Raw genomic sequence first — 25643 nt, 5'->3', positions numbered from 1 at the left:
TGTCACGCGACGCCAGGCCAACGCGGTGGCCGCTAGCCCTTCGCCAGCATCTTGGTGGTCTGACGGCCGAGGACGAAGCTCGCGCCGAAGGTGAACTCGGCGTTGTGGGCCCAGTCCTGGCCACCGGCCATGCCCTTCGACCAGGCCGGCGAGAGGATGTCGCGGCCGTCGATGCGGAGCACCACCTTGGGCGTGACGTAGTACTTGAGGCCGCCGCCGACGTGCAGGGTGCCGTCGATGTTCTTGCCGAGCGCCTTGGGGCCCGAGCTGGCGCCGAGCATGCCGCCGCCGGCGACGACGAACAGCGAGAGGCGGGTCGGGAGCTGCAAGATCAGGTGGCCGCGGACGCCGAACAGGGTGGTCTTGTAGCCGCCGTTGCCGTCGAGCTTGGTCGGCACCACGCCGCCCTCGACCTCGACGCCGACGAAGCGCAGCGGGAGATAGGCGAGGCGCACCCCGACGTCGAAGCCGGGCTTGAGCGGCCGCGGCGTCTTGGTGATGCCGTCGCCGTAGAGGCCATGGTCCGCGGCCGTGAAGAAGGCGCCGAGGTAACCGCCGACCTCGAGGATGTGCTTCTCCTTGAGCCACGCCGGCTTCGGCTTGCCCGCGTCGGCGGCCTGCGCCTGCCCGGGCGCCACGACAACGACAGACCAAACGAGCGCGAGGGGCAGAATGGGGAGCAGGCGGCGCGACATGCAGTCTCCAGACGAGGCAGGCCAAGGAGTACCGCGAACGGGGCGAAAAGACGAGCCCTCGCTCAGCGTCCGCGCGACATCGTGAGGCTTGCGTCGCCGGGCCGCGCCGGGTTGTGACTGCGCTCGTGCAACTCCACCGCGCCGTCCCGGTGGATCACCAGCGCCGTCGACGAGCAGGTGCCGTAGCCGGAGCTAGCGATGAGCAGCGGCGAGAGCATGCGCTCGGTCGCCAGACCCACGCCGGTGTCCGGCAGCTCGGCGTCTGGCGCCGGCGTCCGATCGGCCAGCAACGCCAGCAACGCCGCGCCCGTCACCTCGCCCGCGGCCACCTGTGCGGCAAGCGCTGCGCGCCCGCGTCGGACCTTGGGCCAGGGAGTGTCGAGCCCAGCGTTGGCGAGCCCGTACACGCCCGGGCCCAGGGCGCGCGCCGGACCTGACCGATTGGACAGGTACCAGAGCGCGTCCCGATCGCCGACGACGAGGTTGAAGCCCGCGTAGCGTTCGGGGCGCAGCGCAGCGATGTAGCTCGCCGGGTCGTCGCGCCCGCGGAGAAAATCAGCGACCAGCTGACCGCGCGACGGGGCGCCTGGCGGGGTCGCCACGCCAAGCTCGCGCACGTTGGTCAGTGCGGCGAAGCGACCGGCCCGGGTCACGCCGAGCCAGGTGCCGCCGGCCTGCAGATCGCGGCCGGCGACGATCTCCGGGTCGGCCGCGGACGCGCGCGGCCAGATCGCCGCCGGGGCGCTCGGACGGGCGTAGAACTCGTCGCGGTTGGCGGCGACGATCAGCGGCCGCGCCGGGTCGACCTGCCAGGCCAGCAGCAGCGTGCACATGCAGCGTCTAGCCCTCGGCGACCATCGCCTCGACGCCGCGGCGGGTGTACACGCGCAGCATCTCGCGCCGGTACGCGGCCTCGTAGGGCACGTTGTCCAGCGGCTTGCACTGGGCGTGGGTCGCCTCGCTGACGATCCGCGCGACCGCCGGGTCCGACAGCGGCTTGCCGAGCGCCTCGTCGAGCCGCGTGACCACCCGCGGCTTGGCCCCGAGCACCCCCACGACAACCTTCGCCGCCAGCACCTCGGCGTGCGGGCTGTCGGCCGCGAGGTCGAAGCGCAGCGCCACCGACAGCAGCGGGAAGTCGATGCTGCGCCGCACCGACCACTTCGTGTAGCGAGCGCGCCGCGGACCCGCGGGCAGCGGCAGCTGCAGCTCGACCGTCACTTCGCCGGGTCGGGCGAGCGTGTGGGCGACGCCGTCGGCGTGGAAGTAGTCGGCCAGCGGCAGCACGCGGCGGCCCTCGGGGCCGACCAGCACGATGTTGGCGTCGAGGCTGATGAGCACTGGCACATTGTCGCTGCTCATCGCGGCGACGCAGTTGCGGCCCTTGGGGACCACGTGACAGACGTTGCCCTCGGACTTGAGGCAGCCGCCGCCGATCGACCCGCGCCAGAACTCGCTCTGGTTGACGTAGCGACAGCGGGTGTCGAGGTTCACGTTGCCGCCGAGCGTGCCCATGTTGCGGATCACCGGGCTCGCCACGATCCCGGCCGCGTGCGCGAGGCTCGGGAACAGCGCCCGCACCTGCGCGTCCTCGGCGATCTGCGTCAGCGTCACCCCGGCGCCGATCCGCAGCAGCCCGGCCGCGTCGTCGCGCTGCAGGCCGCGCAGCGCGGTCACCCGCGCCAGGCTGACCAGCACCGGCGGTGTGTCGAGGAAGTGCTTGAGGTTCGGCAGGATGTCCGTGCCGCCCGCGATCACCCGCGCGCCAGCGTGGCGCTGCAGCGCCGCCACCACGCCCTCGACGGTGTCCGGGCTCTCGACCTGAAATTGCGGCAGACGCAGCATCAGGCGCTCCTCCGGGCGTGGTCCGGGCCCGGCTTGTGCGGGCTCAGCTCGCCCGCCAACTCCCGCCGACGCCGCTCGGCCAGCGCCGCGAGCACCCGCGGCGGCGAGAACGGGATGCGGTCGAGGCGGATCCCCACCGCGTCGTAGATCGCGTTGGCGATCGCCGGGATGCTCGAGTGCAGCGGCCCCTCGCCGGCCTCCTTGGCCCCGTAGGGCCCGTTGGCGTCGGGCGCCTCGACGATCATCGCGGCCAGCTCGGGGGTGTCGAGGAAGGTCGGCATGCGGTAGTCGAGCAGGCTCGGGCCCGCGTGCGCGCCGCGGTGCTCGGGGTCGACGCCGTGCTCCTCCATCAGCGCCTCGCCGAAGCCCATGTAGGTCGAGCCCTCGATCTGGCCCTCGACGATGCGCTTGCTCAGCGCCTTGCCGCAGTCGTGGGCGATCCAGATCTTCTTCACGTCGACGATGCCGGTCTCCACGTCGACCTCGACCTCGGCGAGGTGGGCCGTGAAGCTGTAGGCCGGCGACGCGCCGATCGTCCCGCCGCGGTACTCGCCGTGGCGGTCCTTGGGCGTGTTGTAGCTGCCGACCTCGCCGAGCAGGCCGTGGTCAGCCTCGGCCCACTGGAACGCCTGCGCGCTGTCGACGTGGCGATCGGGATCCTCGCGGTCGATCGCCATGCGGCCGGCCAGGACCACCCGATCCCGCGGCACCTTCCAGCGCTTCGCCACGCTCTCGCACACCTTGCGCCGCAGCTTGCTCGCCGCGTCGAGGCAGGCGTTGCCGACCATCAAGGTGATGCGCGAGCTGTACGCCCCGAGGTCGACCGGGCACAGGTCGGTGTCGGCCGAGAGCACCCGGATGTCCTCGATCGGCAGGCCGAGCTCCTCGCTCGTGATCACCGCCAGCATCGTGTTGCTGCCCTGGCCGATGTCGTTGGCCCCGCTGAACACCCGCGCCCGCCCGCTGCGGTCGAGGCAGATCTGCACGCCCGCCTGCGGCATGTCGTTGGGGTAGATCGGGTAGTTCGTGCCGCTGATGTACGTGCTCCCCGCGACCCCGAGCCCGCGCCCGTAGCCCAGCTTCGCCCGCCGCTCGCGCCAGCCCGAGGCCGCCTCGACCCGCGCCAGGCACTCGAGGAAGCCGTTGGAGCCGACGCGAAACTCGTTGATCGTCTGGGTGTTCGCGCCGATGTCGTTGCGCCGGCGCAGATCGATCGGGTCGATGCCCAGCGCCACCGCGGCCTTGTCGAGCTGGATCTCCATCGCGAAGCGCGGCTGCACCGAGCCGTGCCCGCGCTTGGGGCCGCAGGCCGGCTTGTTGGTGTACGCGCGCGTGCTGTCGAAGCGGTAGGTTCCGAACGCGTAGGGCGCACACAGCAGCTGCCCGGAGTAGTAGGTCGTGACCAGGCCGAAGCTCGAGTAGGCGCCGCCGTCGAGGATCGTCCTGGCGTCGACGGCCTTGATCTTGCCGTCGCGGGTGAAGCCCGTGCGGTACTTCATCTTCATCGGGTGGCGGCCGCGGTGGGCGTAGAACACCTCCTCGCGGGTGTACAGCAGCTTGACCGGCCGACCTGTCTTCATGGCCAGCTTGGCGACGCAGAACTCGAGGTCGAAGGGCTCGCTCTTGCCGCCGAAGGCCCCGCCGAGCGGCGGCTGGATCACGCGGATGCGGTGCGGCGGGAGCTCGAGCACCTTGGCCAGCTCGCGGTGCAGGTAGTGCGACACCTGGGTCGCCGACCACACCGTCAAGATCCCGCTCGGCTCGACCAGGGCGACCGCGCAGTGCGGCTCGATCGCCCCGTGGGTCGTGCCACCGAACTCGTAGTCGCCCTCGATCACCAGGTCCGAGGCGGCCAGCTCCGCGTCGACCTCGCCGAACTCGAGCAGCACGTGCTTCGACACGTTGCCCTTGCGCGAGTAGGGGTTGATCGTGCCCTCGCGGTCGCGCACGGCCAGCGCCTCCTCCGGGTCGAAGAAGGCCCGCAGCGGCTCGTAGTCGACGATCACGGCCTTGCACGCGGCGTTGGCGGTGTCCTCGTCGATCGCCGCGATCGCGACCACGCCGTCCCCGACGTGGCACACCTTGTCGACCGCCAGCGCATTCTCGTCGGGCGTCCACGGGATGATGCCGTAGGGGATCTTGAAGTCCTGCCCGGTGACCGCCGCGAACACCCCCGGCAGCGCCAGCGCCGGCGCGAGGTCGATGCCGCGGATGCGCGCGTGGGCATGCGGGCTGCGCAAGATCTTGGCGTGCAACATCCCCGGCAGCTTGAGGTCGTCGGTGTAGCGGGCCACGCCCCGCATCCGCTCCATCGCGTCGACCTTGCGGTGGACCTTGCCGAGCTGCCAGTCGCGCTCGCGATCCTCACTCGGCATGCGCCACCTCCCCCGCACTCGCCGCCGCCGCCACAGCCATTTGCCGCCCGACGTCCAGCACCGCGTCGATGATCTTGGTGTAACCCGTGCAGCGGCACAGGTTGCCCGCCAGCGCCTCGCACACCTGCAGCCGGGTCGGCTCGCGCCCGGCGCAGCGGCGCAGCAGCGCCTCGGCGCTCAGCAAGATCCCCGGCGTACAAAAGCCGCACTGGGCCGCGTTCCAGCGGTCAAACGCGTCCTGCAGCGGGTGACAGCCGCCAGCCTGCTGCCCGAGCCCCTCGACCGTCGTCACCGCGCGACCGACCGCGTGCACCGCCAGGGTCAGGCAGCTCAGCTGCGGCACGCCGTCGATCTGCACCGTGCACGCCCCGCAGTCGCCCTTGTCGCAGCCCTGCTTGGTGCCGATCAGGTCGAGCTTGTAGCGCAGCACCTCGAGCAAGGTGTGGTGCGCCGGCGCTGCGACCTGCACGGCCTCGCCGTTGACGGTCATCGACAGCAGCAGGTGAGACATCGTGCCCGGAGCATCGCCCGAGCCGCTGCGCGGGTGCAAGCGCCGCCCCCGCGACAAATCGTGCGAAAGCTCGCCGCGACCCGCCATTCGCTATCCCGCCGAGCCGACCCGCCGAGCCGCCGACCCCAACCCTACCGACCCCAAGCCGCCAACCGACTCACGTGCTTCGCCGCTGCGCCGAGTTCTTCGCACCTGTCAACGCTGGCGCGACAGGGCCGTGTTAGCCTCGCGTCCTCGCTCATGCGCTCCACCCGTCGCCCGGCGCTCGTCCGCCTTCGGAAGCTGCTGCTGACCGATTCGCTGCCATTCTGGCTGCTACCTGTCCTTGCGGTCATGTCGATCAGCGGCTGCGCCATCGAGCGCGGCAAGGCCTGGGACCGCCCCGCGGCGGACCCCGCCGCCCCGGCGCTGAGCCTGGTGCTGATCGGTGAGGCCGGCTTCCCCGGGCGGACCGCGGCGCACAGCGCCAGCGAGCTCGAGCGCACCCTCGCCGCCCGTCGCCGCGACGGCGTGCCCGTCGTGCTGCTGTGGCTCGGCGATGTCCTCGGCGACGACTGCGACCCCGCCGTCGCCCTCACCCGCCCCGGCGTCCGCGATCTCGTCCGCGTCGCCCGCTCGCACGAGTCCGCCGGCGGCCCCAGCTTCGCCGTGCTCGGCGCCCACGAGTGGCGCTGCGGGGCCCCGTCGCTGCACCTGCAACCAAATACGGGCCCGCGACCGTGGCGACTTCCCGCCGCCAACTACGTGGTCCGCGTCGACCACGACGGCGGCGCCAGGGTGGTGTCGACGTGCAGCGAGAACGCGTGCTCCGTCGAGCCGGCCGACGCCGACGCGTTCGTCGACCTCGTGCTGCTCGACACCGCCGCCTGGCTCGGTCCGCCCGCGCAAGGCGGCCCGCTGCTGACCGCCGCCGACGCCAGCCTGGCCCAGCAGCAAGCGCTGCTCGCCGCGCTCGAGCAGACACCCCAAGCCGCGACGCCGCGCCTGCTCGTCACCCACCACCCGATCGAGACCGCCGGCCCGCACGGCCAGGGCGGCCTCTACCCCGACTCCGCCTTCGCGCTCCACCCCGAACCGCTGCGCCGCGCGATCGACCGCGGCCTGTTCGCCGGCGCCCTCTCGGGCCACGACCGCTCGCTCTCCGCCACCGCCGACATCGCCGACGCGGTCAAGCGCTCGAGCCGCTTCTGGCTCAAGCGACCTGTCTTTCAGGTCGTGTCCGGAGGGACAGCTCACCCCGACGGCGCCCCCGCGGGCGGACGCCGCGGCTGGGTCTACTACCAGAGCCAGGCCCTCGCGCCCGACCTGCTCAGTAACCGCGCCGGCTTCGCCGAGCTGGTGATCGGCCGCGTGAGCTACACGGCGCTGCTGCACCAGCGCAAGCACGGCCGCTGGCGCGCCGCGCAGATCGAGGTCCCGCGCGAGCGCCCACCCCACCCGGCCGAGACGCGCTCGCCAGTCCTGGACCCCTGCCTGCGCTGCGACCCGCTCACCCCGCGGCAATGACAACGACGCCAGCGATGCCAGTGACGCCAGCAGCGATCAGGGCGCGTCGCTGACGCATTCGGTGTCGATCGGCATCGCCGCGATCCACTGGCGGATGAGCTCCACCCCGGCCTTGTCGATCACCCGGTTCGGCAGCTCCGGCATCTTGATCTCCGGGTCCAGCGAGTTCATGCGAAAGAGGACGATGCTCTCGTCCGGCTTGCCCGGCACGATGTCGTGCGGGTGACCGCCGGTGCCCGGACCCGCCGCCGCAGGCACCTTGCACACGCCCACCTTCGCCAGGTCGGTCTCGCTGGCGAGGAACACCAGCCCGCTCTTGCCCGCCCCGCCGCCCGGCTGGTGGCAGTGCGCGCAGTTGCCGTGCAGATAGTGCCGCGCCCGCTCATCCAGCGTGCCCGCTGTGCCGAAGGGGTCGACGAAGGCCGGCAAGCTCGCCGCGGCCGGGGGCGGGCTCGCGAACAGGCCCTGCCCCGCCAACCACTCGAGCTGCTGCACCTGCGCCCCGTCGCGCTCGACCATGCGGTTCATCTGCGGCGTGATGAGCCCGAGCGAGTGCTCGACGTCGTCGCGCTCGTGACAGCTGGCGCACTGGTCCTCGTTGGGGACGATGTACTCCTCCGACTTCTTGGCCCCGTCGACGTCGATGAACTCGACCGTCACCCGCTTGCCCGTCCGCAGCGGCGTGGCCTCGGTCTGCTCGTCGTTCCACACGTAGATGAAGACCCGCCAGTTGTCCGCCGTGCGCAGCATCAGCCGCGTCTCGATGATGCGGGCGCCGACCGCCGCGTCGCGCCGGTCGTGATCAAAGAAGAAGTTCTTGATCAAGATCGTGCCCTCGGGGAACTCCCAGTCGCCCTCGGCCTGAAACCCGACCTTGCCGCCCTCGGGCAGCACGATGAAGCGGTGCTTGCCGGCCTGGTCCGACCACAACGGCGCCGCCACCTGGTACGGCACCACCCCGTCCTTCGGCGCCAGGTCGGCCAGCGGCCCGACGAAGAAGTCGTAGTCGCTGAGCTTCGCCAGCGGCAGCGGAGCCTCGACCGGACAGCGCGTCGGCCCGTCGCAGGGATCCTCCGCGCCACAACCAGGCGCCGCCACCAGCAGCAGCGCCAACACCCCCCAAAGCCCGCGCGCTGGCATCATCCTGCCCTCAGGTCGGCGCCATCAGGGGCGTGTGCTCGCAGGTGACGGGCCCGAGGTCGTTGCTCGGCATGGCGAAGCCGCCGCACAGGTCGATGTTCACGTAGGTGGCGGCCCCGTTGTTGCTGAAGCAGTTGGTCAGGCTGCCGTCGGCGTTGTCGGCCGCTGGATCGACGCAGCCGTCGTGGAACAGGTCCGGGACCGGCCGCATCTCCGGTACGAGGTCGGCGATCAGCTTGTCCGGGTCCGCGCCGTTGCCAGTGAACGCGTTGTCGTGGACGTAGTTGCCCTGGGGGAACACGTCGAAGTCGACGTCGTCGAAGGGCTCGAACAGCAGGTCCGTGTACTCGACGATCACGATCCCCGTGCTCTTGTTGTTGCGGATCGTGTTGTTGCGGATCTCGTTGTTGTCGCTGGCGAGGATCATCAGGCCGATCCCCGAGGGCACCTTCGACACGGCCGTCCCCGGCTCGCCGAAGTTCACGCTGTTGTTGTTCTCGACGATGTTGTCGTACGCGAGCGCGCGCTTGCCGTCCTTCACGGGCAGACCGGGGAGGTTGAAGATCAGGATCCCGCCCGCGTTGTCGTGGGCGTGGTTGCGGCGCACCGTCGCGTCGGTCGAGTTCTCGATCTCGATGCCGGCCACGTTGCCGTACGCCTCGCTGTCCTCGACGATGATGTTCTTCGACTGACCGACATAGATGCCGGCGTCGCGCGCCCCGACCACCAGCGAGTTGCGGATCACCACCCCGTCGCAGCCGACCGGGTAGAAGCCGTAGGCGCCGTTCTCGAGCGAGGCCTCGGCCTCCCAGACGACCGCGACGTCGTCGTAGGTGATGTTGTTGACGTCGTCGCCGCGGATGCCGTCCCCCGGCGTGTTCTTCACCGTCAGCGCCGTGATCGTGACCCCGTCACCCGAGATCTTCACGCCGTTGGCGCCGATGTCCTGCGTCGAGAAGTCCAGCACCGTCGTGTCACGCGAGGCCCCCTTCAGCGTGACATCGCTGCCCGAGATCGACAGCTCCGTGTTCAGCTTGAAGATGCCGGCGGCCAGACACACCGTGTCGCCAGGCATCGCGTCGAGCAAGGCGCCCTGCAGCGCGGTCTGGTCGTCCTCGCTCGGCGAGACCAGCGCTGCGCACCCATCAGGCAAGGGCTCCGTGGTCCCGCCAGACGAGGCAGATGAGGCGTCGGTGGTCTCTTCGGACGCGGCATCCTTCGCCCCGCACCCGCAAAGACCGACCACAGAGCCGACAAGTGAGAGAAGCAGCGTCGATCGAACCATCACACTCGCTTGCATAACCCACTTCGCCACGGCTTCGCCATACAATCTCGCCCGAGCCCCAGCGAGGATTCCCCAGTGTCACAATACTGTCCGCCGCGTTCACCAAAAAAGAATCTGAGCCGCCGCAGCTTTCTGCGGGCCACTCTGGTCACCGCGACGCTCGCCTCGGGCAACCTCGCCGGCGGTTGCAGCAACGCTGGCGATGACGAGGACACCCGGCCGCTGGAGGACGGCGCGGCCTACTTCCCCCAGTCGGTCGTGTCCGGCGACCCGCGCCCTGACAGCGTGATCGTGTGGACCCGCCTCGAGGACCCCGACCTCGCTGACGACGCCGACGCCGAGGTCAAGCTCGAGCTCGCCACCGACGCCGAGTTCGCCGAGCTCGTGGAGCTTGGCGGCGAGACCAGCACCGTCGCCCCCGCGAAGGCGATGTACGACCGCTGCGTCAAGGTGAAGGTCCGCGGCCTCGCGCCCGCCACCACCTACTACTACCGCTTCATCCACAGCCGCGACGACGGCCGCTTCGTCAGCCCGGTCGGCCGCACCCGCACCGCACCGGCCGCCGACGCCGACGCCAAGCTGCGCTTCGCCGTGGTCTCGTGCCAGGACTTCAACGGCCGCTACTACAACGGCTACGCCCGCATGGCCGCCGAGGAGCTCGACTTCTTTATCCACCTCGGCGACTACATCTACGAGACGACGGGCGACCCCAGCTTCCAGAAGACCGGGGGCCGCGTCGCCACCTTCACCGACAAGGCCGGCGCGATCGTCTTCAACGAGGGCACGGACAAGGAGTACTTCGCGGCCAAGAGCCTCTCCAACTACCGCGAGCTCTACCGGACCTACCGCTCCGACCCGGCGCTGCGCAAGATCCACGAGACCGTCCCCATGATCGCCACCTGGGACGATCATGAGTTCACCGACGACTGCCACGGCGACGTCGCCACCTACTACGACGGCCGCCAGGACGAGACGAGCCCCGATCGGCGCAAGGCCGCCAACCAGGCCTGGTTCGAGTACATGCCGGTCGACTTCCAGGAGGAGGACTTCGAGTACGACCCCGCCGCGGCCTTCCCCGGCGACATCCAGATCTACCGCGACTTCGTGTTCGGCAAGCACATGCACCTGGTCATGACCGACCTCCGCAGCCACCGCACCGACCACCTCATCCCCGAGGACGCGTTCCCCGGCGCCGTCGTGCTCACCCAGGCCGAGCTGATGGCCGAGCTCGGCGAGCTGCCCGCGGCCGCCAGCGAGTACGTCGACATCGACAGCTACGCCGGCGGCAGCTACAAGGCGGTCCTCGTCGCCGCTGCGACCCAGCTCGACTACGACCCGGCCAAGATCACCGGCAACCTCGACGTCGCGTACATCAACAGCACCCTGGCCAAGCTCGACAGCGCCGACGTCGACCCGATCACCGACCTGGCCGGCCTCGAGCGCGGCCTCGCGTTCCGCCACCTCGGCAAGCTCAGCACCCACGCCTCGATCGGCGCCCGCTACCTGGTGATCAAGGAGGCCTTCGACCTGTGGGCCACGATCAACTACAAGAAGTCCGGCGGCAAGACGCAGGACGCCATGGGCCCCGAGCAGCAGGCGTGGTTCCTGGACACCATGAAGGGCGCCAAGGAGACGTGGAAGCTGTGGGGCAACGAGTTCTGCCTCGTCCCCCTGGTCATCGACCTCACCCCGCTGCCGATCCAGCCGTTTAACCAGGTCTTCTATATGAACGTCGACCAGTGGGACGGCATGCGCGACCGCCGGAACGAGCTGCTCGGCGAGCTCGTCAAGCTCGACAACGTGGTCGCCCTCACCGGGGACATCCACGCCTTCTACGCCGGCGTGCCCGGCCTCAACGACGACCCCAAGCAGCACATCACCGAGCTGGTCACCAGCGGCATGAGCTCGGGCACCTTCCGCACCCAGCTGGTCCTCCAGGTCGCCGCCGACCCGATCCTCAGCATGACCGCCGGCGCCTCCGACCTCGCCGATTCGATCGACACCCTGTTCACGAAGACCGGCACCAACCGCCACCTGGCCCACGCCGACTCGTCGCACAACGGCTTCATGATCGTCGAGCTCGACGGTCAGGCGATCGTCGCCACCTACCTGGCGATCGCCGAGCCCGACATCTTCGTCGACCTCGAGAGCGAGCCCGCCGAGGAGCTCGCCGCAAAGTTCACCAGCGTGCGCTTCAAGGTCGAGGCCGGCAGCCGCGAGCTCTACAAGGAGATCGCGGGCGCCTGGAAGCGCTGGGACTACGACACCTTCAGCTACGTCTGACCCGATACGGCGCGCGCGGCCAGGCGATCGCCCGGCCGCGCGGTCTCATGAGCTCGCCCGACGCTCAGGGCTCGGTCAGGATCAGCACGAACACGGCCTTCTTGGCGCTGCCCGCGGTGCCGATGACCGTGCCGCCCTCGACCGTGAAGTGCTCGCCCAGGCCCGGGGACACCAGCACGAACAGGCCGCTGGTGCCGGTGGCGTCGGCGTTGAAGCTCACGCCGTCGTCGGAGAGGTAGCGGATCTTGGCCGTCGTCGCGGCGCCATTGGTCTCCGAGACGATCTTGGCGCCGGCCTTGCCCATGCCGTTGCCGTCGCGCACGAAGCCGACCACCCCGCCAGCGTCACCCAGGGGCAACGAGGGCATGATCTCCGGGTCGGCCATCAGGTAGCCGCTCCACTCGGTGAGCTTGGCCGCCGGCATCGCCCAGATGTCGCGGTTGCCGTTCATCGGCCCGTACACGCCGGCGGTCGGCGCGGCGATGCCGGTGGCGGTGGTGTAGTAGTCGCCGCCCGTGATGACACCGACGACGCCGACGCCCTCGGCGAGCGGCTCGGTCGAGGTGACATCGACCTGGCCGTTCGCCTCCGAGGTGGTCGTCAGCGCACTCACCCATCTCGAGGTCACGCCACTTGAGGCAGCCGACCGAGGCACAGTCATCGTTGGCCGAGCAGGCCTCGCCGTCCGCCGCCGTCTCGCCGCCGACCATGGTCGTGCCCTCGGTGGTCGTCGGTAGCGTCGTCGTCGGCGTCGTCGTCGCCTCGTCGGTCGCGTTGGAGGTGCCCACGGTCGTCGTCGGGTTGTCGGTCGCGCCGCTCGTGGCGGCCCCGGTCGAACCAGCGCTCGCGTCGGTCGTATTACCACTGTCACCACAGGCCACCAGGGTGGTCGCGGCAAGTACGTTGATCAGGCTCAAGGTCCACGGTCGAAGCATCAGAGGTCTCCCAAGAATCAGCGCGCACGGTACCAGGCCGCCGCGTCGCGCCCAAACCCGGCGACGCGTGGACCCTCACATGCACCCACACGCTTCGCTGCCAACAGACGGCCAGCAGACCAGCAGACGGTCAAGAAGCGAGCGAGCCCGACCGCCGCATTGGCAGGCCGGGCTCGTGTTGGCAGCTCACTGGCTCCACGGGCGTGCGCGGGCCAGGGCCAGCGTCACTGCTTGGTCTCGACGTAGCCCTTGGGGACCTTGAACTTGAACTCCTTGGCGTCGAGGCCTTTGTTGGTGGTGACCTCGGTGAGCACGAAGTGGTTGGTGCTGTTGTCCTGGCTGCGGACCACGAAGGCGTCGACGCGGCCGGTCGGGTCATCGACCACCAGCAGCAGGGTCTTGTAGTTCGGGTCCTGGACCTTGGGCTTGAGCTCGATGACGGTGTGGCCGGGCATGCCGTAGCTCTTGGCCGGCTTCTCCGGGGCGAGCCGCACCTTGAAGTCCTTGATCAGCTTCTGGCCGCCGAACAGGAACTTCATCGCGCCCGCGAGGCTGGTGTTGCCCTCGACCTTCTGGCTGACCACCTGACGGGTGTCGTGCTCGACGACCGAGAGCTTCTGGCCGTCGACATAAAAATCGGGGTCGGCCGCGCCGTCGTAGTCCCACACCATCATGCCGGGCTTGCGCAGCTTGAGCGCGCCGTGGCTGACCGTGCGGGTGCCGTAGACCTGATGCACATACGTCTGACGGAACTTGCCGATCAGGTCGACGGTGCCGTCGTAGAAGCTCTGGACGCCGGCGAGCACGGCGGAGGCGGACTTCTCGGCGGCGGGGGCGGGCTGGGTGATCGCGGCGGGCGCAGCAGTCGGGGGAGCGGCTTGCGCGAGCGAGAGACCGAAGGAGGCGACGAGGGAGAGGATGGACATGGCGAGCTCCTGTGGGTGGACCCCACGTGCGGGCGACAGACGCCTGGCCTTTCGGACCGATTCACGACCTGGGCCATCGTGGCCCATCGTGGGCCATCGTGGCCGAGAGCCCGTGGCGGGGCCCGGGAGCTCGATTAGCACGGTTCACGCGGGCGAGCGAGCACCCCTGAAAACCCTGCAGCAACGCGGCGGCTTTACGCCGGGTTTACGCGGCCTGGACCAGCACCTCTCGCGGCGCAGTGCCGCGTGCAGGCCCGATCACGCCCTCGACCTCCATCTGTTCGACGATCTTCGCGGCGCGGTTGTACCCGATGTTGAGCCGGCGCTGGATCATGCTGGTGCTGACCTTGCGGGTCTCGGCGACGATCTGCACCGCCTTGTCGTAGAGCGGGTCGGCCCGGCGATCGCTCGGCTCGTCGTCCATGTCCTCGTCGCGCTTGGCCGCGATCTGGTGGTTGTACACCGGCCGCGCCTGCTTCTTGATGAAGGCGGTGACCTTGAAGATCTCCTCCTCGGAGACGTAGCAGCCGTGGACGCGCTGGGGCTGGGCACCGCGGTCCATGTACAGCATGTCACCCATGCCGAGCAGCTGCTTGGCGCCCTTGCCGTCGAGGATCGTGCGCGAGTCGATGTCGCTGGTCACCTGGAAGGCGATGCGCGACGGGAAGTTGTTCTTGATCGTGCCAGTGATGACATCGACGCTCGGTCGCTGGGTGGCGAGGATCAGGTGGATGCCGCAGGCGCGGGCCTTGGCGGCGATGCGCGCGACCGAGGTCTCGACCTCCTTGCTGGCCACCATCATGAGGTCGGCGAACTCGTCGATGATGACGACGATGTACGGCATCTTCTCCGGCCGGTCCCCGAGCCGCGCGCCGTGCATGTCGCCGCCGAGCGACTTCATCGGGTGGCCGTCGGCGTCGAAGGCCACGCCGCCGAGGAACTCGGCCGGGACCGCGTCCTCGCCCTCCTCCTCGGCCTCGAGGTTGGCCCGATCCGACTCCATCGCCAGCATCTTCGCCTCGGACTCGTACTCCTCGAGCAGCTGCGGGAGCTTCTTGTTGTAGCCGCCGATGTCGCGGACCTGGGCCTCGCTGAGGACGGCGTAGCGGCGCTCCATCTCGTCGACGGCCCAGCGCAGCGCGAGGTTGGCGGCCTCGGCGTCGGTAATGACGGGCAGAAGGAGGTGGGGGATGTCCTTGTAGATGCTGAGCTCGAGCATCTTCGGGTCGATCATGATCATGCGCACGTCCTCGGGCGTGCACGAGTAGAGCAGCGAGCAGATCATCGCGTTGACGCCGACCGACTTGCCGGAGCCGGTGGCGCCGGCGACCAGCAGGTGCGGCGCCTTGGCGAGGTCAATGCTGATCGGCTTGCCGGTGATGTTCTTGCCGAGCGCGATCGGCAGCTTCGCGGTGCGGCCGACGGCGAAGCCCTCGCTCTCGAGGATCTCCATGATCGCCACGGTCTCGCGGACCACGTTCGGGACCTCGAAGCCGACGGTCGCCTTGCCGGGGATCGGCGCGAGGATGCGGATCGAGATCGCCTCGAGGGCCATCGCCAGGTCGTTCTCCAGGCTCTCGATCTTGGACAGCTTGACGCCGGGGTCGGGCTTGAACTCGTAGCGGGTGATCACCGGGCCGGGGTGGATCTTGGTGACCTTGCCGGTGACCTTGAACTGGGCGAGCGCGTGCTCGATGCGGTCGGCCTGCTCGAGCACGAAGGTCTTGTCGACCTCGGCGACGGTCTGGTTGGGCAGCTCGAACAGCTTGCAGGGCGGGAGCTGGTAGGGGCCGGCGGTGAGGCGGACGATGCCGGGGATCGGCTTGGGGCGCTCGACTGGGCGCGTGGGGTCGACGGCGGTGGCGAGCGGCAGCTGCACGGGCGCGGGCGCCTCGCGGGCCATCACCTCGGGGCGCGGCGGCGGCTTCTTGCCGGCGCGGTTGAGCGCCGGCTCGTCGTCGAGCTCGACGCGCTCACGCTCCGGGACGGGCGCGAGGTCGACGTCCTCGTCGACGATCTGCGGCCGGCGCGGCGCCTCAGTCTGCGTCTCGGCCAGTGACTCGGCCAATGACTCAGCCAGTGACTCGGACTCCGCTGCGCCCGACTTGCGGCGGCGCTTCGGCGCGACGGTCTCGGCGTCCTCGGGCTCGACGGCCTCGACGGCCTTCGTCTCCGACTTGCGCTTCTTCGCAGGCGACTCGGGCTTGCTCGCCTCCTCGACGCGCGGCTGGCCTGCGGCGACCACGATCTCCGGCAGGTCCTCGGGGGCGCGCGGGAGCTTGCGATTCTTGCGTGGCTCGGCCGCGGGCGCGGCGAGCTCCTGCGGCGGTGACGGCGGTGCGCTGACCTCCGTCGGCGCGGCGGGCTTCTTGCGCGTGCGCTTCGGCTTCGGCGGGGCCGCCTCGGCCTCCTCCTCGTCCGCATCTCCCTCGTCCTCCTCGTATTCGTCCGCTTCCTCGTCGACGTTCTGCTCCGGCTCGCCGCGGCCGCGCAGGCCGTCGATGATGCCGAGCAGGCCGCCCCACAGGTACGCGGCGAGGGCGACGGTCCAGCGCGCGAGGGCGCGGGCGGCCGCGACCAGGTGGGTGACGGACAGCGGGGTCGAGGCGAACAGGCCGACGCAGAGCAGGGCGACGGCGATGAGGTAGGTGCCGGCGGAGTCGAACAGGCCGAGGCCGACCTCGCCGAGCAGCTCGCCGGTGAGGCCGCCGGCGGTGAGGCCGTGGGTGCGGTAATCGGGGAAGGTGACGTGCAGCAGCACGCAACCGGCGATGGTCGCACCGGCGAAGCCGAGGCCCTCGCCGGCGCGGATCTCCATCGTCTCGCCGAGCAGGGCCTTCACGCCGAGGCCGAGCACGCCGAGCACGAGCAGGTACGCGCCCATGCCGAGCGTCGCGTAGAGGGCGCTGGCGACGAGGCCACCGACGGGGCCCATCAAGTTGCCGCTGCCGAACTGGTACGAGCACAGGCCGCCGACCATCAGCACGCCGATGGCCAGCAGTGCGATGCCGAGGAACTCGCCCCACGGACGCGGCAGACCGGGCGAAGGCTCGCGCGCTCGCGCGCCGCGCGCTGACTCTGAACGCTCTCGGGATTTCGACATTTTTCCTTGGATCTCGGGATCTTGGCGAGGATGACCGGAGCTTGGAGGGCGCATCCTACAAAGCCGGCAGTTCGGGATCAAAAAATCGGCTGGCATGGGATAGCCTGTGGCCCATGCGCAGCATCGTCGTCGCTCTCCTCCTCTCCACGCTCGCCCTCAGCGGTTGCAAACGCAAGGAACTCGAGGCGGCCCTCGCGGAGGCCAACAAGAAGCTCGAGGCCACGCAGGCTGAATTGGGCGCGGAGCAGGGCAAGAACAAGAAGCTGACCGAGGAGAAGCAGACGCTGGAGGAGAAGATCACGGAGCTCGAGGGGCAGATCCAGCGGCTGTCAAACGAGATCAAGGTGCTCGAGGAGCAGAACGCCGACCTCGCGCGCAAGGCCGGGGCGACCCAGGACGAGCTGAAGGCGCTGCGAGCCGAGAAGGCCAAGCGCATGGCCGAGCTGCAGGTCTACAAGGACCTGTTCGGCAAGCTCAAGGCGCTGGTCGACGCGGGCACGATCCAGGTCGAGTTTCGCAAGGGTCGCCTGGTCGTCAAGCTGGCCAGCAGCATCCTGTTCGACTCGGGCAAGACGGAGCTCAAGCCCGAGGGCCAGACCGCGCTCGGCAGCCTCGCCGCCGCGCTCAAGTCGCTCAACGACCGCGAGTTCCTGGTCGCCGGCCACACCGACAACGTCCCGATCAAGACCGCCAAGTTCAAGAACAACTGGGACCTCTCGACCGCGCGCGCCGTCGAGGTGGTGCAGTTTCTCATCACCCAGGGCATGACCTCGAGCAACATCGGCGCCGCCGGTTACGGCGAGAACGACCCGGTCGCCGACAACGCGAACGAGGATGGCAAGGCCCAGAACCGCCGCATCGAGGTCATCCTCATGCCGCTGCTCGGCGACATCCCCGAGCTCAAGGCGATGCTGACGAGCGGCAAGTCCTGAGCTGCGTGGGCCCTCGTGAAACAAGCAAGCCGCTGACCCTCGCCTGGGGTCAGCGGCTTTTTCGTCGTCATGTCAGGAGCGGTCCGGTCGCAGCGCGTCGACCCTCGCCTGGCCGCGAGGGGTCGGCGGCGCGGTTCAGGAGGGCAGTACGGTCAGGTGGCGGCGCGCGTCGACCAGCTCGAGTTGCACGCGCAGGTTGGCCTGGGCGGCGACGTGCCAGTGGTCGGGCGGGGTCGAGGGTTGCAGCTGGAGGAGCGGCGTGCCGGGCAGCTCGGCGCCGCCGATCGCGTCGCCGTGGTCGTCGCGCACGAGGTAGAGGGCGGCCCAGGGGGCGTGGGCGATCGAGCCGTGGATGACGAGCTGGACGTCGAGGCGACCGGCACCGCGGGCCGCGGCGCGCAGCACCTCGGCGACGCGCATTCGGTTGGCGCGCAGGAACACGGGCGCGGCGAGGTCGCGGCGGTAGACGATCGTCGGGCCGAGCACGCTGTTGCGGTTGAGCAGCAGCTCGACGCGCAGGCCCTGGGCTGGCGGCTGGTCAGGCGAGGGCGGCTGCTCGCTCGAGACCCAGCGGACCCAGACGACGAGGCTGTCGCGCGGGAGCTCGACGCGGAGCTGCGGGTACACGAGCTGCACCGGCCGACTGTACGCGCAGCGGGTCCGGGTCGGCGAAGCCCGGGAACAGCGCCTGACGCCTCGTCGCTGGCAGGAGTACCGGCGCTGTGAGCATCTGGGCTCCGCTGCGTCGCTGCCAGGGTTGCCGGGGCGCGGGGCGGCGAGGTGTGAGCGCCCGCACCCGCTGCGGGCGGCGGCGATGGGCGGGAGGTGTGGGACCGTCGCGGCGATGCTGGCTGCACCGATCGAGCTCCCCGAGCGCCTCAACATGGTCGAGTGGTTCCTGGACGCGCGCCTCGGCGAGGGTCTCGGCGACAAGACCGCGATCTATTACGGCGAGCGCGAGGTGTCGTACCGCGAGCTGGTGGCAGATTCGTGCCGGGTGACCAACCTGCTGCGCGCGCTCGGGCTGCGCATCGAGGACCGTGTGCTGCTGCTGCTGCTCGACACGCCGGAGTTCGCGGCGGCGTACTTCGGGGTGCTGCGCGCGGGCTGTGTGGCGGTGCCGACCAACACCTGGCTGTTGCCCGGGGACTACGCGTACTACCTCGAGTACGCGCGGCCGCGGGTGGTGATCGTCGACGCCGAGGTGTACCCGCAGCTGGCGGGCGTGTGGCGTGACGCTCCGTACCCGCCGATCGTGATCGTGGTCGACCGCAGCGGGGCGCCAGCGCCCGCGGGGACGGTCGACTGGAACGTGGAGCTGGCGCGGCAGCCCGGCGAGGCGCGGACCGAGGCGACCTACCGCGACGACTTCTCGACCTGGCTCAGCTCGAGCGGGTCGACGGGGCGGCCCAAGTGCGTCGTGCACATGCACCACGACTTCGTGTGGAACGCGATCGCGTACGCCCAGCGCACGCTGGGGCTGCGCCGCGAGGACATCACGATGGCGGCGCCCAAGCTGTTCTTCGGCTACGCGCTCGGCTCGAACCTGCTGTTCCCGCTGAGCGTCGGCGGCAGCTGCGTGCTGCTGGCGGAGCGCACGCCGGCGGAGCAGTACTACGCGCTGATCGAGCGCTACAAGGTGACGCAGATGATCACGGTGCCGACGACGATCGCCAAGATGGTCGAGCACGCGGAGCTGGCGGCGCGGCACGACCTGCGCTCGCTGCACTCGTTGGTCAGCGCGGGCGAGGCGCTGCCGGCCCGCATCTACCGCGCGTGGAAGCAGGCGACCGGGGTCGAGATCTACGACGGCATCGGCTCGGCGGAGATGTTCCACGTGTACATCACCGGGCGCCCGGGCGACGTGAAGGAGGGCTCGCTGGGCAAGCTCGTCGAGGGCTATTCGTACCGGCTGGTCGACGACGCGGGGCGCGAGGTGCCGGCCGGGGAGATCGGGACGCTCGAGATCTCGGGGCCGAGCGCGGGCCAGGGCTACTGGCGCATGCGCGACCAGAGTCGGGCGACCTTCCGCGGCGACGCGGTGCGCGGGGCCGACAAATTTCACGTCGACGCCGACGGCTACTTCTGGTTCTGCGGTCGCGGCGACGACATGCTCAAGTGCTCGGGCGTGTACGTGTCGCCGCTCGAGGTCGAGAACTGCCTGCTCGGGCACCCGGCGGTGCACGAGGCGGGGGTCGTCGGGTATCGCGACGCGACCGGGCTCGAGAAGGCGGTGGCGTACGTGGAGCTCGCTAGCGGGCACGCGGCGAGCGAGGCGCTGGCGGCCGAGGTGCTGGCGCACGCGCGGGCCAACATCGCCGGCTTCAAGGCGCCGCGGCGGGTGGTGTTCATCGACAAGCTGCCGCGGACCGAGACGGGGAAGATCAAGCGCGGGGAGCTGCGCAAGCTGGCCGAGGGGCTCACGTGACGGCGCTGGCGGAGCTGAGTTATCCGGAGGTCGCGGCGCGGCTGGCCGGGGCGGGCGGCAAGGTCGCTATCATCCCGGTCGGCAGCACGGAGGCACACGGGCCGCACCTGCCGCTGTGCACCGATAGCTTGATCGGTGAAGCCGTGGCGGAGCGGGCGGCGGCGGAGCTCGAGCGGCGGGGATTCGTGGCCATGCACTTTCCGACGATCGACTACGCGGTCACGGACTGGGCGGGGGCGTTCTCGGGCTCGGTGTCGATCGCGGCCAGCACGGCGATCGAGCTGGTGCTGCAGACCTGCGGGGCGGCGCGGGCGATGGGCTTCGACCGGGTGGCGATCTTCACGGCGCACCTCGAGCCGGGGCACATTGCGAGCATGCGCGAGGTGGCCCGCCGCTACGCGGAGGCGCACGCCGGTGAGGCGTTGCTCTTCCCGGACACGACGCGACGGGCGCTGGCGGCCCGGCTGACGCCCGAGTATCAGAGCGGCTCGTGCCACGCGGGGCAGTACGAGACCAGCCTGGTGCTGGCGCTGCGGCCCGAGCTGGTGCGCTGGGCGCTGGCGCGAGAACTGCCGGCCCACCCGGTGGCGCTGGCGCAGCGCATCCGCGAGGGCGCCCGCGACTTCATCGAGTGCGGGATGGACCAGGCGTACTGCGGGACGCCGGCGGGGGCGAGCGCGGCGGAGGGGCTCGCGTCGCTCGGGGTGCTCACGGAGCTGGTGGTCGAGGCGGTGCTGGCGGCGTTCGAGCCGTGATGCGGTGAGTGTCCGCGTGCGGGTCGCGGCGAGCTGGTGCGGTGAGCGTGCCGGCGACGGCGTACACGTGATGACCCAGGCGGAGGGCGAGCTGGGGTACTCTTGCGGGCATGCGGTGCCCTGCCCTGCTCTTCTCCGTGCTGCTGCTCGCCTGCGACGCCGAGGCGCCGAAGGCTGAACCCGCGAAGGCCGAGCCGGCGAAGGCCGAGCCCGTCAAGGCCGAGCCCGTCAAGGTGGCGCCGCCGAAGCCTGCGCCCGACGCGAAGGAGGCGTGCGCCAAGATCGTGGTGTTCGCGTGGCAGGGCGCGGAGGGGGCCGAGGAGGGCGTGACGCGCGACGAGGCGGCGGCCAAGAGCGCGGCCGAGGACGCGCGCGAGAAGCTGATCGGCGGGGTGGCGATCGATGGCCTGGCCGCGACCAGCGACGAGCCGAAGACGCGGGCCAAGGCCGGGGCGATGGGGACCTACGAGCGCGAGAAGTGGCCCGAGAAGTACGCGGCGATCAAGGACGCAGTGTTCGGGCTGCAGGTCGGCGAGGTGTCGGCGGCGGTGAAGCTGCCGCACGGCTACGTGGTGGCGCAGCGCTGCGCGGTCGAGAAGGTGCACACGCGGCACATCCTGGTCCGCTACAAGGGGGCGAAGAACGCGGAGGCGGCGATCAAGCGCGACGCCAGGGCGGCGCGCAAGCTGGCCGACAAGGTGCACACGGAGGCGATCGCGGCCGGGGCCGACTTCGCGGCGCTGGCGAAGAAGTACAGCGAGGACGGGTCGAGCGAGCGCGGCGGGGACCTCGGGAGCGTCGGTCGCGGGATGTTCGCGCCGGCGTTCGAGACGGCTGCGTTCGCGCTCAAGGCGGGAGAGACGAGCGCGGTGGTCGAGACCGACTTCGGCTTCCACATCATCCAGCGCGTCGAGTGAGCGCCGCGACGAAGGGCCCGGCGCTCGAGCAGATGAGCCCCGGCGGCAGGAGCGTTGGTGCCGATCAGCGGCAGTGATGCAGGCCGTCGGGGGTGGCGATCCAGTGCATCGGCACGTCGAGCTCGGTGCGGGGGACCTTGCCCTCGCTGGGGTCGAGGTCGTCGCTGAAGCACAGGCCGACGCGCAGGGGCGCGGCGTGGTGGTGGATCGGCGCGAGGACGCGGTCATAGTGGCCCTTGCCGAAGCCGATGCGGGCGCCATCGCTGGCGAAGCCGAGGCCGGGGATGAGGACGAGGTCGACGCCGGCGGCGGCGGAGGGCGTGGTGAGCGTGGCCTGGCCATCGCGCGGACGCGGCTCGAGCAGGCCGAAGCGGGCGGGCGCGAGCTCGCGGAGGTCGTGCACGGGCACGAAGGCGATCGCCGCGGGTGTGCCCTGCATGCGCGGGAGCCACAGGCGCTTGCTCTCGGCCAGGGTCGCGGCGAGCAGGCCCCAGGTGTCGGGCTCGCCGCGCACGCCGACGAAGGCCGCGATGCCGCGGGCCTGCTGCCACAGCGGGTGGCGCACGAGGTGGCCGAGCAGCGCGGCCGAGCGGCTGGCGTTGGCCTCCGGGTCGCGGCCCTGTCGACGCTGCAGCAGGGCCGCGCGCAGGGCCGCCTTGGTCGGGTCGGACATGGTCGCCACTGTCCCCGTTCACCCGGCGCGGGTCGAGCATTTTTCCGGGCCTTGCGGCGACGACCAAGCCCTGGTATCGAGGGTGCCCTTACCGACGCGGGAGTAACTCAGTTGGTAGAGTGTCAGCTTCCCAAGCTGAATGTCGCGGGTTCGATCCCCGTCTCCCGCTCCCCCCTTCGAGGGCTTTGAGGCCCTGACCTTTCGGTCAGGGCCTCAAGTATTTAGGGGTGTTTGCGGCGGCGGAGGCCGAGCAACGCCGGGACGGCCCACAGGGCCAGGGCTGCGTCGGGCGGGCCCTGGCGGCACGAGCAGCCGTCGTCGGTGGCCTCGCCGCTGGTGTCGGCCGAGTCGCTGCCGCTGCTGCCACTGTCGCTGCCAGCCTCGCTGCCAGCCTCGCTGCCGGCCTCGCTGCCGGCCTCGCTGTCGCTGGTGGTCGGGGCGCCGGTCTCGTTCTCCTCGCCCTCGATGGTGATCTTGATCGCGTGCTCGCCGATCTGGTCGGAGTGGTCCTGGACGCGGGCGGTGATGGTGTAGACGCCGGGTGCCAGGCCCTTGAAGTTGAACTGCTGGGCGATCTGGTAGTCGACGATCTCGGCGAGCACCGTGTCGTTGCTGTCGGTCACGGTGATGTCCCAGCCGTAGCCGCCGTAGTCGTCGCTGGGGTCGACCTCGACGGTGATGAGATCGGAGGGGAGGAAGCTGGCGCCGTCGGCCGGGCTGGTGATGCTGATCGTGGGCGGGACCATGTCGGGTCCGGGCGGGGCGTAGATCGCCTTGAGGGTGCGCAGGTCGTGCTGCTGGGTGCCGTCGCTGGCGCAGTGGCACTTGTTGACGCCGGCGCAGTAGCCGGCCTGGCCCATCGAGATGTAGACGGGGCTGCACACGTCGCCGAAGCCCATGTCGATGTTGGAGTTGGTGTCGTAGCCGTAGGCCATCACGCGGTCCTTGCCGTAGGTGTGGCCGAGGCCCATCGTGTGGCCGATCTCCTGGCTGGCGACGTTGGACTGGTCGGTGGCCGCGGAGCCCTTGACGAAGGCGTAGCAGACGTTGCGCAGGCCGGAGTCCTCGCAGTCGGCCCCGGGGGCGACGCCGCCGGCCGGGCCGGAGGTGGTGTCCTTGTAGCTGCCGCCCATCATGATCATGACGTAGGGCAGCCGCTTGGGCGGGCGCTTGAGGTAGACGACGCGCACTGCGAGCTCGGCGAAGTCGGTCTGGACCGCCTGGGCGACGGCGACGGCCTTGGCCTCACCGCCGCCGTAGACCGGGTAGGTGGAGCCGGTGAGGGCCAGGCTCGACATGTTCTCGGCCGAGTTCTCGCCGCCGTTGATCAGCTTGCCGCCGGTGTAGTTCATGTAGATCGTGCCGCGGCGCGGGTACTCGCTGCCGCGGTTGAACTCGCCGCTGTAGATGCCGTCCGGGGTGGCTTCCGGGAAGGCGCACAGGTCGGCGGCCGACGGGCCCATGACCTTGCCGGCGCTCGCGGGGCCGTGCAGCTGGTCGAGGCTCCTCGGCGTGCGCACGTCGGCGCCCTCGGCGACCGCGCGCGGGATGACCATGTCGCCGACCTGAACCCAGCCCTCGGGCAGGCCGGGGCGCAGCACCTGGTCTTCGGGCAAGGTCGTTTCGGGCAGGTTCATGTAGGCGTCGAGGTCCTCGAAGCGGACGCCGCTGTCGACCGAGCGCGACGGGATCGGCCCGTTGGAGAAGTCGATCAGGGGCGCGACGCCCGTCGGCGCGTAGGGGTTCGGGACCACCTCACCCGCGTGCGCATCCGCCAAGGGAGCGGCCGACAGACAACCCACGACCGACACTGCGACCCAGCGGAGCTCTCGCATGCCGCATCATAGCCGGATTGACGCGGGGCGGGGCGCCGGTACCATCGCCGGGCGTGCGCAGCTTCGTCGATCCGACCGTGTGCCTGGGGCTCGCCGCCGGGCTCGCCACGTTGACGCCGACGCGGGGTCACGCCGGCGAGCCCGCGAGTCCAGGGGCGGGGATCTCGGCGGACGGACCGGAGCTGCCGTGGGGCAAGCGGCGCGGGTCGCTGGGGGTGGGTGCGGGAGTCAGCATATCGAGCTCGCTGACGGTCGTGACGCCCGGGCTGCGCGGCGGATACTACGTGGTCGACGGGCTGGAGCTCGGCGGGGAGGTCGAGCTCGGGGTGCTGATGTGGTCGGCCGCGGACTTCACGGCGCATCCGGGTCTGGCCAGCACGGCGCCGGGGCTGGCGCTGCGGGTGACGCCGACGCTGCGCTACGTGTTTCTGCGCCAGCCGGGCTTCTCGCCGTATCTGCTGGCGGGGGCGGGGCCGACGATCTGGAACCACGGGGCCGGGGTCGCGGGCCACTGGACGGCGTCCCCCGGGTCGCTGATCTACCTGGGTGGGCTTGGGCTCGGCGGGCCTGGTGGGTCCGGTGGGTCCGGTGGGCCTGGTGGAGGTGGCGGGTCCGGTGGTGGGCGCGGTGCGGTCTACCTCGACCTGGCGATCCGCTTCTCGGGCACCTTCCCCGGGCGCAGCTGTCACGCCGCGTTCACGGTGGGTGGCGCGGACGTGCCCGGCTACTGCGGGTTTCAATTCGGGCCGCGGCTCGGCTTCACGGTGGCGTTCTAGGACCTGGCTCAGGGGACATGTCGCAAGCGCCAGGTGAACGGAGCGTGCACGAGGGCGACGCGCTGGCGTGGTTGGCGGGGCGGGGCGAGCTCGCGGGCTGCTCCTTGCTGACCTCGCTGCCGGACTTAGGCGAGCTGTCGCTGGCGCCGGCGGCGTGGCGGGCGTGGTTCATCGACGCGGCGGAGGCGGTGCTGCGCGCGTGTCCGCCGGAGGGGGCGGCGATCTTCTATCAGACCGACATCAAGGCGGGCGGGGTGTGGATCGACAAGGCGCACCTCGTGCAGCTGGCCGCAGACCGCTGCGAGCGGTCGCTGTGGTGGCACAAGATCGCCTGCCGCAAGCCGCCGGGGATGATCGCCTTCGGGCGGCCGAGCTACGCGCACCTGCTGTGCTTCGGGCGCGGGCCGCTCGGCGAGCCGGACGGGCTGGCCGACGTGTTCGCCACCGGGGCGATGACGTGGACGCGGGCGATCGGTCTGGACGCGTGCGCGCTGGCCTGCGGCTTCATCCGTCGGCGCACGCCGACGCGCACGGTGGTCGACCCCTTCTGCGGCCGCGGGACGGCGCTGGCGGTGGCCAACGCGATGGGTCTGAACGCCGTCGGGGTCGAGCTGAGCGCGAAGCGGTGCCGGATCGCGGCGGCGCTGCGGGTCACGCTGCCCGCACGAACGGACTGACGAGCTCGTGCACGCACTGCCCGCACGAACGGACTGACCCGCTCGT

Annotated in this window: 21 protein-coding genes and 1 tRNA gene; 9 read left to right on the top strand and 13 right to left on the bottom strand. The window is 70.6% G+C overall.

From position 1 onward, the window contains the following. Window positions 1-32: 32 nt before the first annotated feature. The 5 genes from IPJ59_RS34485 to IPJ59_RS34465 form a co-directional block, all read right to left on the bottom strand. Window positions 33-638: a porin family protein gene (locus tag IPJ59_RS34485; RefSeq protein WP_293246725.1), complete on the bottom strand. Its 606-nt coding sequence runs from the start codon at window positions 636-638 to the stop codon at window positions 33-35. Window positions 639-757: 119 nt separating this feature from the next. Further along, complete coding sequence (locus tag IPJ59_RS34480; protein WP_293275502.1) at window positions 758-1528, bottom strand: NRDE family protein; 771 nt, start codon at window positions 1526-1528, stop codon at window positions 758-760. Window positions 1529-1535: 7 nt separating this feature from the next. After that, window positions 1536-2540, bottom strand: a complete 1005-nt coding sequence (locus IPJ59_RS34475; protein WP_293275501.1) for an FAD binding domain-containing protein — start codon at window positions 2538-2540, stop codon at window positions 1536-1538. Next, window positions 2540-4915, bottom strand: coding sequence for a xanthine dehydrogenase family protein molybdopterin-binding subunit (locus tag IPJ59_RS34470; RefSeq protein ID WP_293275500.1), 2376 nt, complete (start codon window positions 4913-4915; stop codon window positions 2540-2542). Before IPJ59_RS34470 ends, IPJ59_RS34475 begins: the two co-directional genes overlap by 1 nt. Then, entirely contained in the window at window positions 4905-5426 is a 522-nt protein-coding gene (locus IPJ59_RS34465; protein WP_293246718.1) for a (2Fe-2S)-binding protein, read from the bottom strand. Before IPJ59_RS34465 ends, IPJ59_RS34470 begins: the two co-directional genes overlap by 11 nt. A gap of 240 nt (window positions 5427-5666) precedes the next feature. On the opposite strand from IPJ59_RS34465, the gene IPJ59_RS34460 reads away from it, so the two are divergent. Further along, on the top strand, window positions 5667-6932 hold the full coding sequence (locus IPJ59_RS34460) for a hypothetical protein (RefSeq protein WP_293275499.1): 1266 nt from the start codon (window positions 5667-5669) through the stop codon (window positions 6930-6932). 36 nt (window positions 6933-6968) lie between these two features. Here IPJ59_RS34460 and IPJ59_RS34455 read toward each other — a convergent pair whose 3' ends face one another. Both IPJ59_RS34455 and IPJ59_RS34450 read right to left on the bottom strand, forming a co-directional pair. Continuing rightward, window positions 6969-8075: an SO2930 family diheme c-type cytochrome gene (locus IPJ59_RS34455; protein WP_293246713.1), complete on the bottom strand. Its 1107-nt coding sequence runs from the start codon at window positions 8073-8075 to the stop codon at window positions 6969-6971. 7 nt (window positions 8076-8082) lie between these two features. Beyond that, the gene (locus IPJ59_RS34450) at window positions 8083-9225 is read right to left on the bottom strand and encodes a parallel beta-helix domain-containing protein (protein WP_293246710.1); all 1143 of its coding nucleotides are present in this window, start codon (window positions 9223-9225) and stop codon (window positions 8083-8085) included. Window positions 9226-9432: 207 nt separating this feature from the next. Here IPJ59_RS34450 and IPJ59_RS34445 point away from each other — a divergent pair, with 207 nt between their 5' ends. Beyond that, window positions 9433-11640 carry an alkaline phosphatase D family protein gene (locus tag IPJ59_RS34445; protein WP_293275498.1) on the top strand — a complete coding sequence of 736 codons (2208 nt, stop codon included), beginning with the start codon at window positions 9433-9435 and terminating at the stop codon, window positions 11638-11640. A 64-nt stretch (window positions 11641-11704) separates the two neighbouring features. On the opposite strand, the gene IPJ59_RS34440 is transcribed toward IPJ59_RS34445, so the two are convergent. The 3 genes from IPJ59_RS34440 to IPJ59_RS34430 form a co-directional block, all read right to left on the bottom strand. Continuing rightward, window positions 11705-12268, bottom strand: a complete 564-nt coding sequence (locus tag IPJ59_RS34440; protein WP_293275497.1) for a hypothetical protein — start codon at window positions 12266-12268, stop codon at window positions 11705-11707. A gap of 531 nt (window positions 12269-12799) precedes the next feature. Continuing rightward, window positions 12800-13501 carry a LolA family protein gene (locus tag IPJ59_RS34435; protein ID WP_293246704.1) on the bottom strand — a complete coding sequence of 234 codons (702 nt, stop codon included), beginning with the start codon at window positions 13499-13501 and terminating at the stop codon, window positions 12800-12802. 205 nt (window positions 13502-13706) lie between these two features. Next, the gene (locus IPJ59_RS34430) at window positions 13707-16604 is read right to left on the bottom strand and encodes an FtsK/SpoIIIE family DNA translocase (RefSeq protein ID WP_293246701.1); all 2898 of its coding nucleotides are present in this window, start codon (window positions 16602-16604) and stop codon (window positions 13707-13709) included. A 113-nt stretch (window positions 16605-16717) separates the two neighbouring features. Between IPJ59_RS34430 and IPJ59_RS34425 the strand changes: the two genes are divergently transcribed. Continuing rightward, the gene (locus tag IPJ59_RS34425; RefSeq protein WP_293275496.1) at window positions 16718-17536 is read left to right on the top strand and encodes an OmpA family protein; all 819 of its coding nucleotides are present in this window, start codon (window positions 16718-16720) and stop codon (window positions 17534-17536) included. Window positions 17537-17671: 135 nt separating this feature from the next. Here IPJ59_RS34425 and IPJ59_RS34420 read toward each other — a convergent pair whose 3' ends face one another. Further along, window positions 17672-18172 carry a hypothetical protein gene (locus IPJ59_RS34420; protein WP_293246695.1) on the bottom strand — a complete coding sequence of 167 codons (501 nt, stop codon included), beginning with the start codon at window positions 18170-18172 and terminating at the stop codon, window positions 17672-17674. Window positions 18173-18380: 208 nt separating this feature from the next. Here IPJ59_RS34420 and IPJ59_RS34415 point away from each other — a divergent pair, with 208 nt between their 5' ends. The 3 genes from IPJ59_RS34415 to IPJ59_RS34405 all read left to right on the top strand — a co-directional run bounded on the left by IPJ59_RS34415 (window position 18381) and on the right by IPJ59_RS34405 (window position 21636). After that, on the top strand, window positions 18381-19964 hold the full coding sequence (locus IPJ59_RS34415) for a benzoate-CoA ligase family protein (protein ID WP_293246691.1): 1584 nt from the start codon (window positions 18381-18383) through the stop codon (window positions 19962-19964). After that, window positions 19961-20719, top strand: coding sequence for a creatininase family protein (locus IPJ59_RS34410; RefSeq protein WP_293275495.1), 759 nt, complete (start codon window positions 19961-19963; stop codon window positions 20717-20719). The genes IPJ59_RS34415 and IPJ59_RS34410 overlap by 4 nt, the downstream gene beginning before the upstream one ends. Window positions 20720-20829: 110 nt before the next feature. Beyond that, the gene (locus IPJ59_RS34405) at window positions 20830-21636 is read left to right on the top strand and encodes a peptidylprolyl isomerase (RefSeq protein ID WP_293275494.1); all 807 of its coding nucleotides are present in this window, start codon (window positions 20830-20832) and stop codon (window positions 21634-21636) included. 64 nt (window positions 21637-21700) lie between these two features. On the opposite strand, the gene IPJ59_RS34400 is transcribed toward IPJ59_RS34405, so the two are convergent. Beyond that, window positions 21701-22309: a 5-formyltetrahydrofolate cyclo-ligase gene (locus IPJ59_RS34400; RefSeq protein ID WP_293246682.1), complete on the bottom strand. Its 609-nt coding sequence runs from the start codon at window positions 22307-22309 to the stop codon at window positions 21701-21703. A gap of 96 nt (window positions 22310-22405) precedes the next feature. Between IPJ59_RS34400 and IPJ59_RS34395 the strand changes: the two genes are divergently transcribed. Next, window positions 22406-22478, top strand: a tRNA-Gly gene (locus IPJ59_RS34395). 52 nt (window positions 22479-22530) lie between these two features. On the opposite strand, the gene IPJ59_RS34390 is transcribed toward IPJ59_RS34395, so the two are convergent. Next, on the bottom strand, window positions 22531-24144 hold the full coding sequence (locus tag IPJ59_RS34390) for a hypothetical protein (protein WP_293275493.1): 1614 nt from the start codon (window positions 24142-24144) through the stop codon (window positions 22531-22533). 53 nt (window positions 24145-24197) lie between these two features. Between IPJ59_RS34390 and IPJ59_RS34385 the strand changes: the two genes are divergently transcribed. Together IPJ59_RS34385 and IPJ59_RS34380 are read left to right on the top strand one after the other, a co-directional pair. Further along, the gene (locus IPJ59_RS34385; protein WP_293246676.1) at window positions 24198-24920 is read left to right on the top strand and encodes a hypothetical protein; all 723 of its coding nucleotides are present in this window, start codon (window positions 24198-24200) and stop codon (window positions 24918-24920) included. A gap of 17 nt (window positions 24921-24937) precedes the next feature. Next, entirely contained in the window at window positions 24938-25597 is a 660-nt protein-coding gene (locus IPJ59_RS34380) for a DNA methyltransferase (RefSeq protein ID WP_293246673.1), read from the top strand. The last annotated feature ends 46 nt before the right edge of the window (window positions 25598-25643 follow it).

Source organism: Nannocystis sp. (assembly GCF_016714285.1).
In the GTDB taxonomy this organism is placed as follows: Bacteria; Myxococcota_A; Polyangia; order Nannocystales; family Nannocystaceae; genus Nannocystis.
This window is presented reverse-complemented; position numbering and strand designations above follow the sequence as displayed.

What these genes read in the sequence shown, in the direction of transcription:
- IPJ59_RS34480 (WP_293275502.1), bottom strand. Translation starts at nt 1,528, where the DNA reads ATGTGCACGCTGCTGCTGGCCTGGCAGGTCGACCCGGCGCGGCCGCTG.
- IPJ59_RS34475 (WP_293275501.1), bottom strand. Translation starts at nt 2,540, where the DNA reads ATGCTGCGTCTGCCGCAATTTCAGGTCGAGAGCCCGGACACCGTCGAG.
- IPJ59_RS34470 (WP_293275500.1), bottom strand. Translation starts at nt 4,915, where the DNA reads ATGCCGAGTGAGGATCGCGAGCGCGACTGGCAGCTCGGCAAGGTCCAC.
- IPJ59_RS34465 (WP_293246718.1), bottom strand. Translation starts at nt 5,426, where the DNA reads ATGTCTCACCTGCTGCTGTCGATGACCGTCAACGGCGAGGCCGTGCAG.
- IPJ59_RS34460 (WP_293275499.1), top strand. Translation starts at nt 5,667, where the DNA reads ATGCGCTCCACCCGTCGCCCGGCGCTCGTCCGCCTTCGGAAGCTGCTG.
- IPJ59_RS34455 (WP_293246713.1), bottom strand. Translation starts at nt 8,075, where the DNA reads ATGATGCCAGCGCGCGGGCTTTGGGGGGTGTTGGCGCTGCTGCTGGTG.
- IPJ59_RS34435 (WP_293246704.1), bottom strand. Translation starts at nt 13,501, where the DNA reads ATGTCCATCCTCTCCCTCGTCGCCTCCTTCGGTCTCTCGCTCGCGCAA.
- IPJ59_RS34430 (WP_293246701.1), bottom strand. Translation starts at nt 16,604, where the DNA reads ATGTCGAAATCCCGAGAGCGTTCAGAGTCAGCGCGCGGCGCGCGAGCG.
- IPJ59_RS34425 (WP_293275496.1), top strand. Translation starts at nt 16,718, where the DNA reads ATGCGCAGCATCGTCGTCGCTCTCCTCCTCTCCACGCTCGCCCTCAGC.
- IPJ59_RS34415 (WP_293246691.1), top strand. Translation starts at nt 18,381, where the DNA reads ATGCTGGCTGCACCGATCGAGCTCCCCGAGCGCCTCAACATGGTCGAG.
- IPJ59_RS34405 (WP_293275494.1), top strand. Translation starts at nt 20,830, where the DNA reads ATGCGGTGCCCTGCCCTGCTCTTCTCCGTGCTGCTGCTCGCCTGCGAC.
- IPJ59_RS34400 (WP_293246682.1), bottom strand. Translation starts at nt 22,309, where the DNA reads ATGTCCGACCCGACCAAGGCGGCCCTGCGCGCGGCCCTGCTGCAGCGT.
- IPJ59_RS34390 (WP_293275493.1), bottom strand. Translation starts at nt 24,144, where the DNA reads ATGCGAGAGCTCCGCTGGGTCGCAGTGTCGGTCGTGGGTTGTCTGTCG.
- IPJ59_RS34380 (WP_293246673.1), top strand. Translation starts at nt 24,938, where the DNA reads ATGTCGCAAGCGCCAGGTGAACGGAGCGTGCACGAGGGCGACGCGCTG.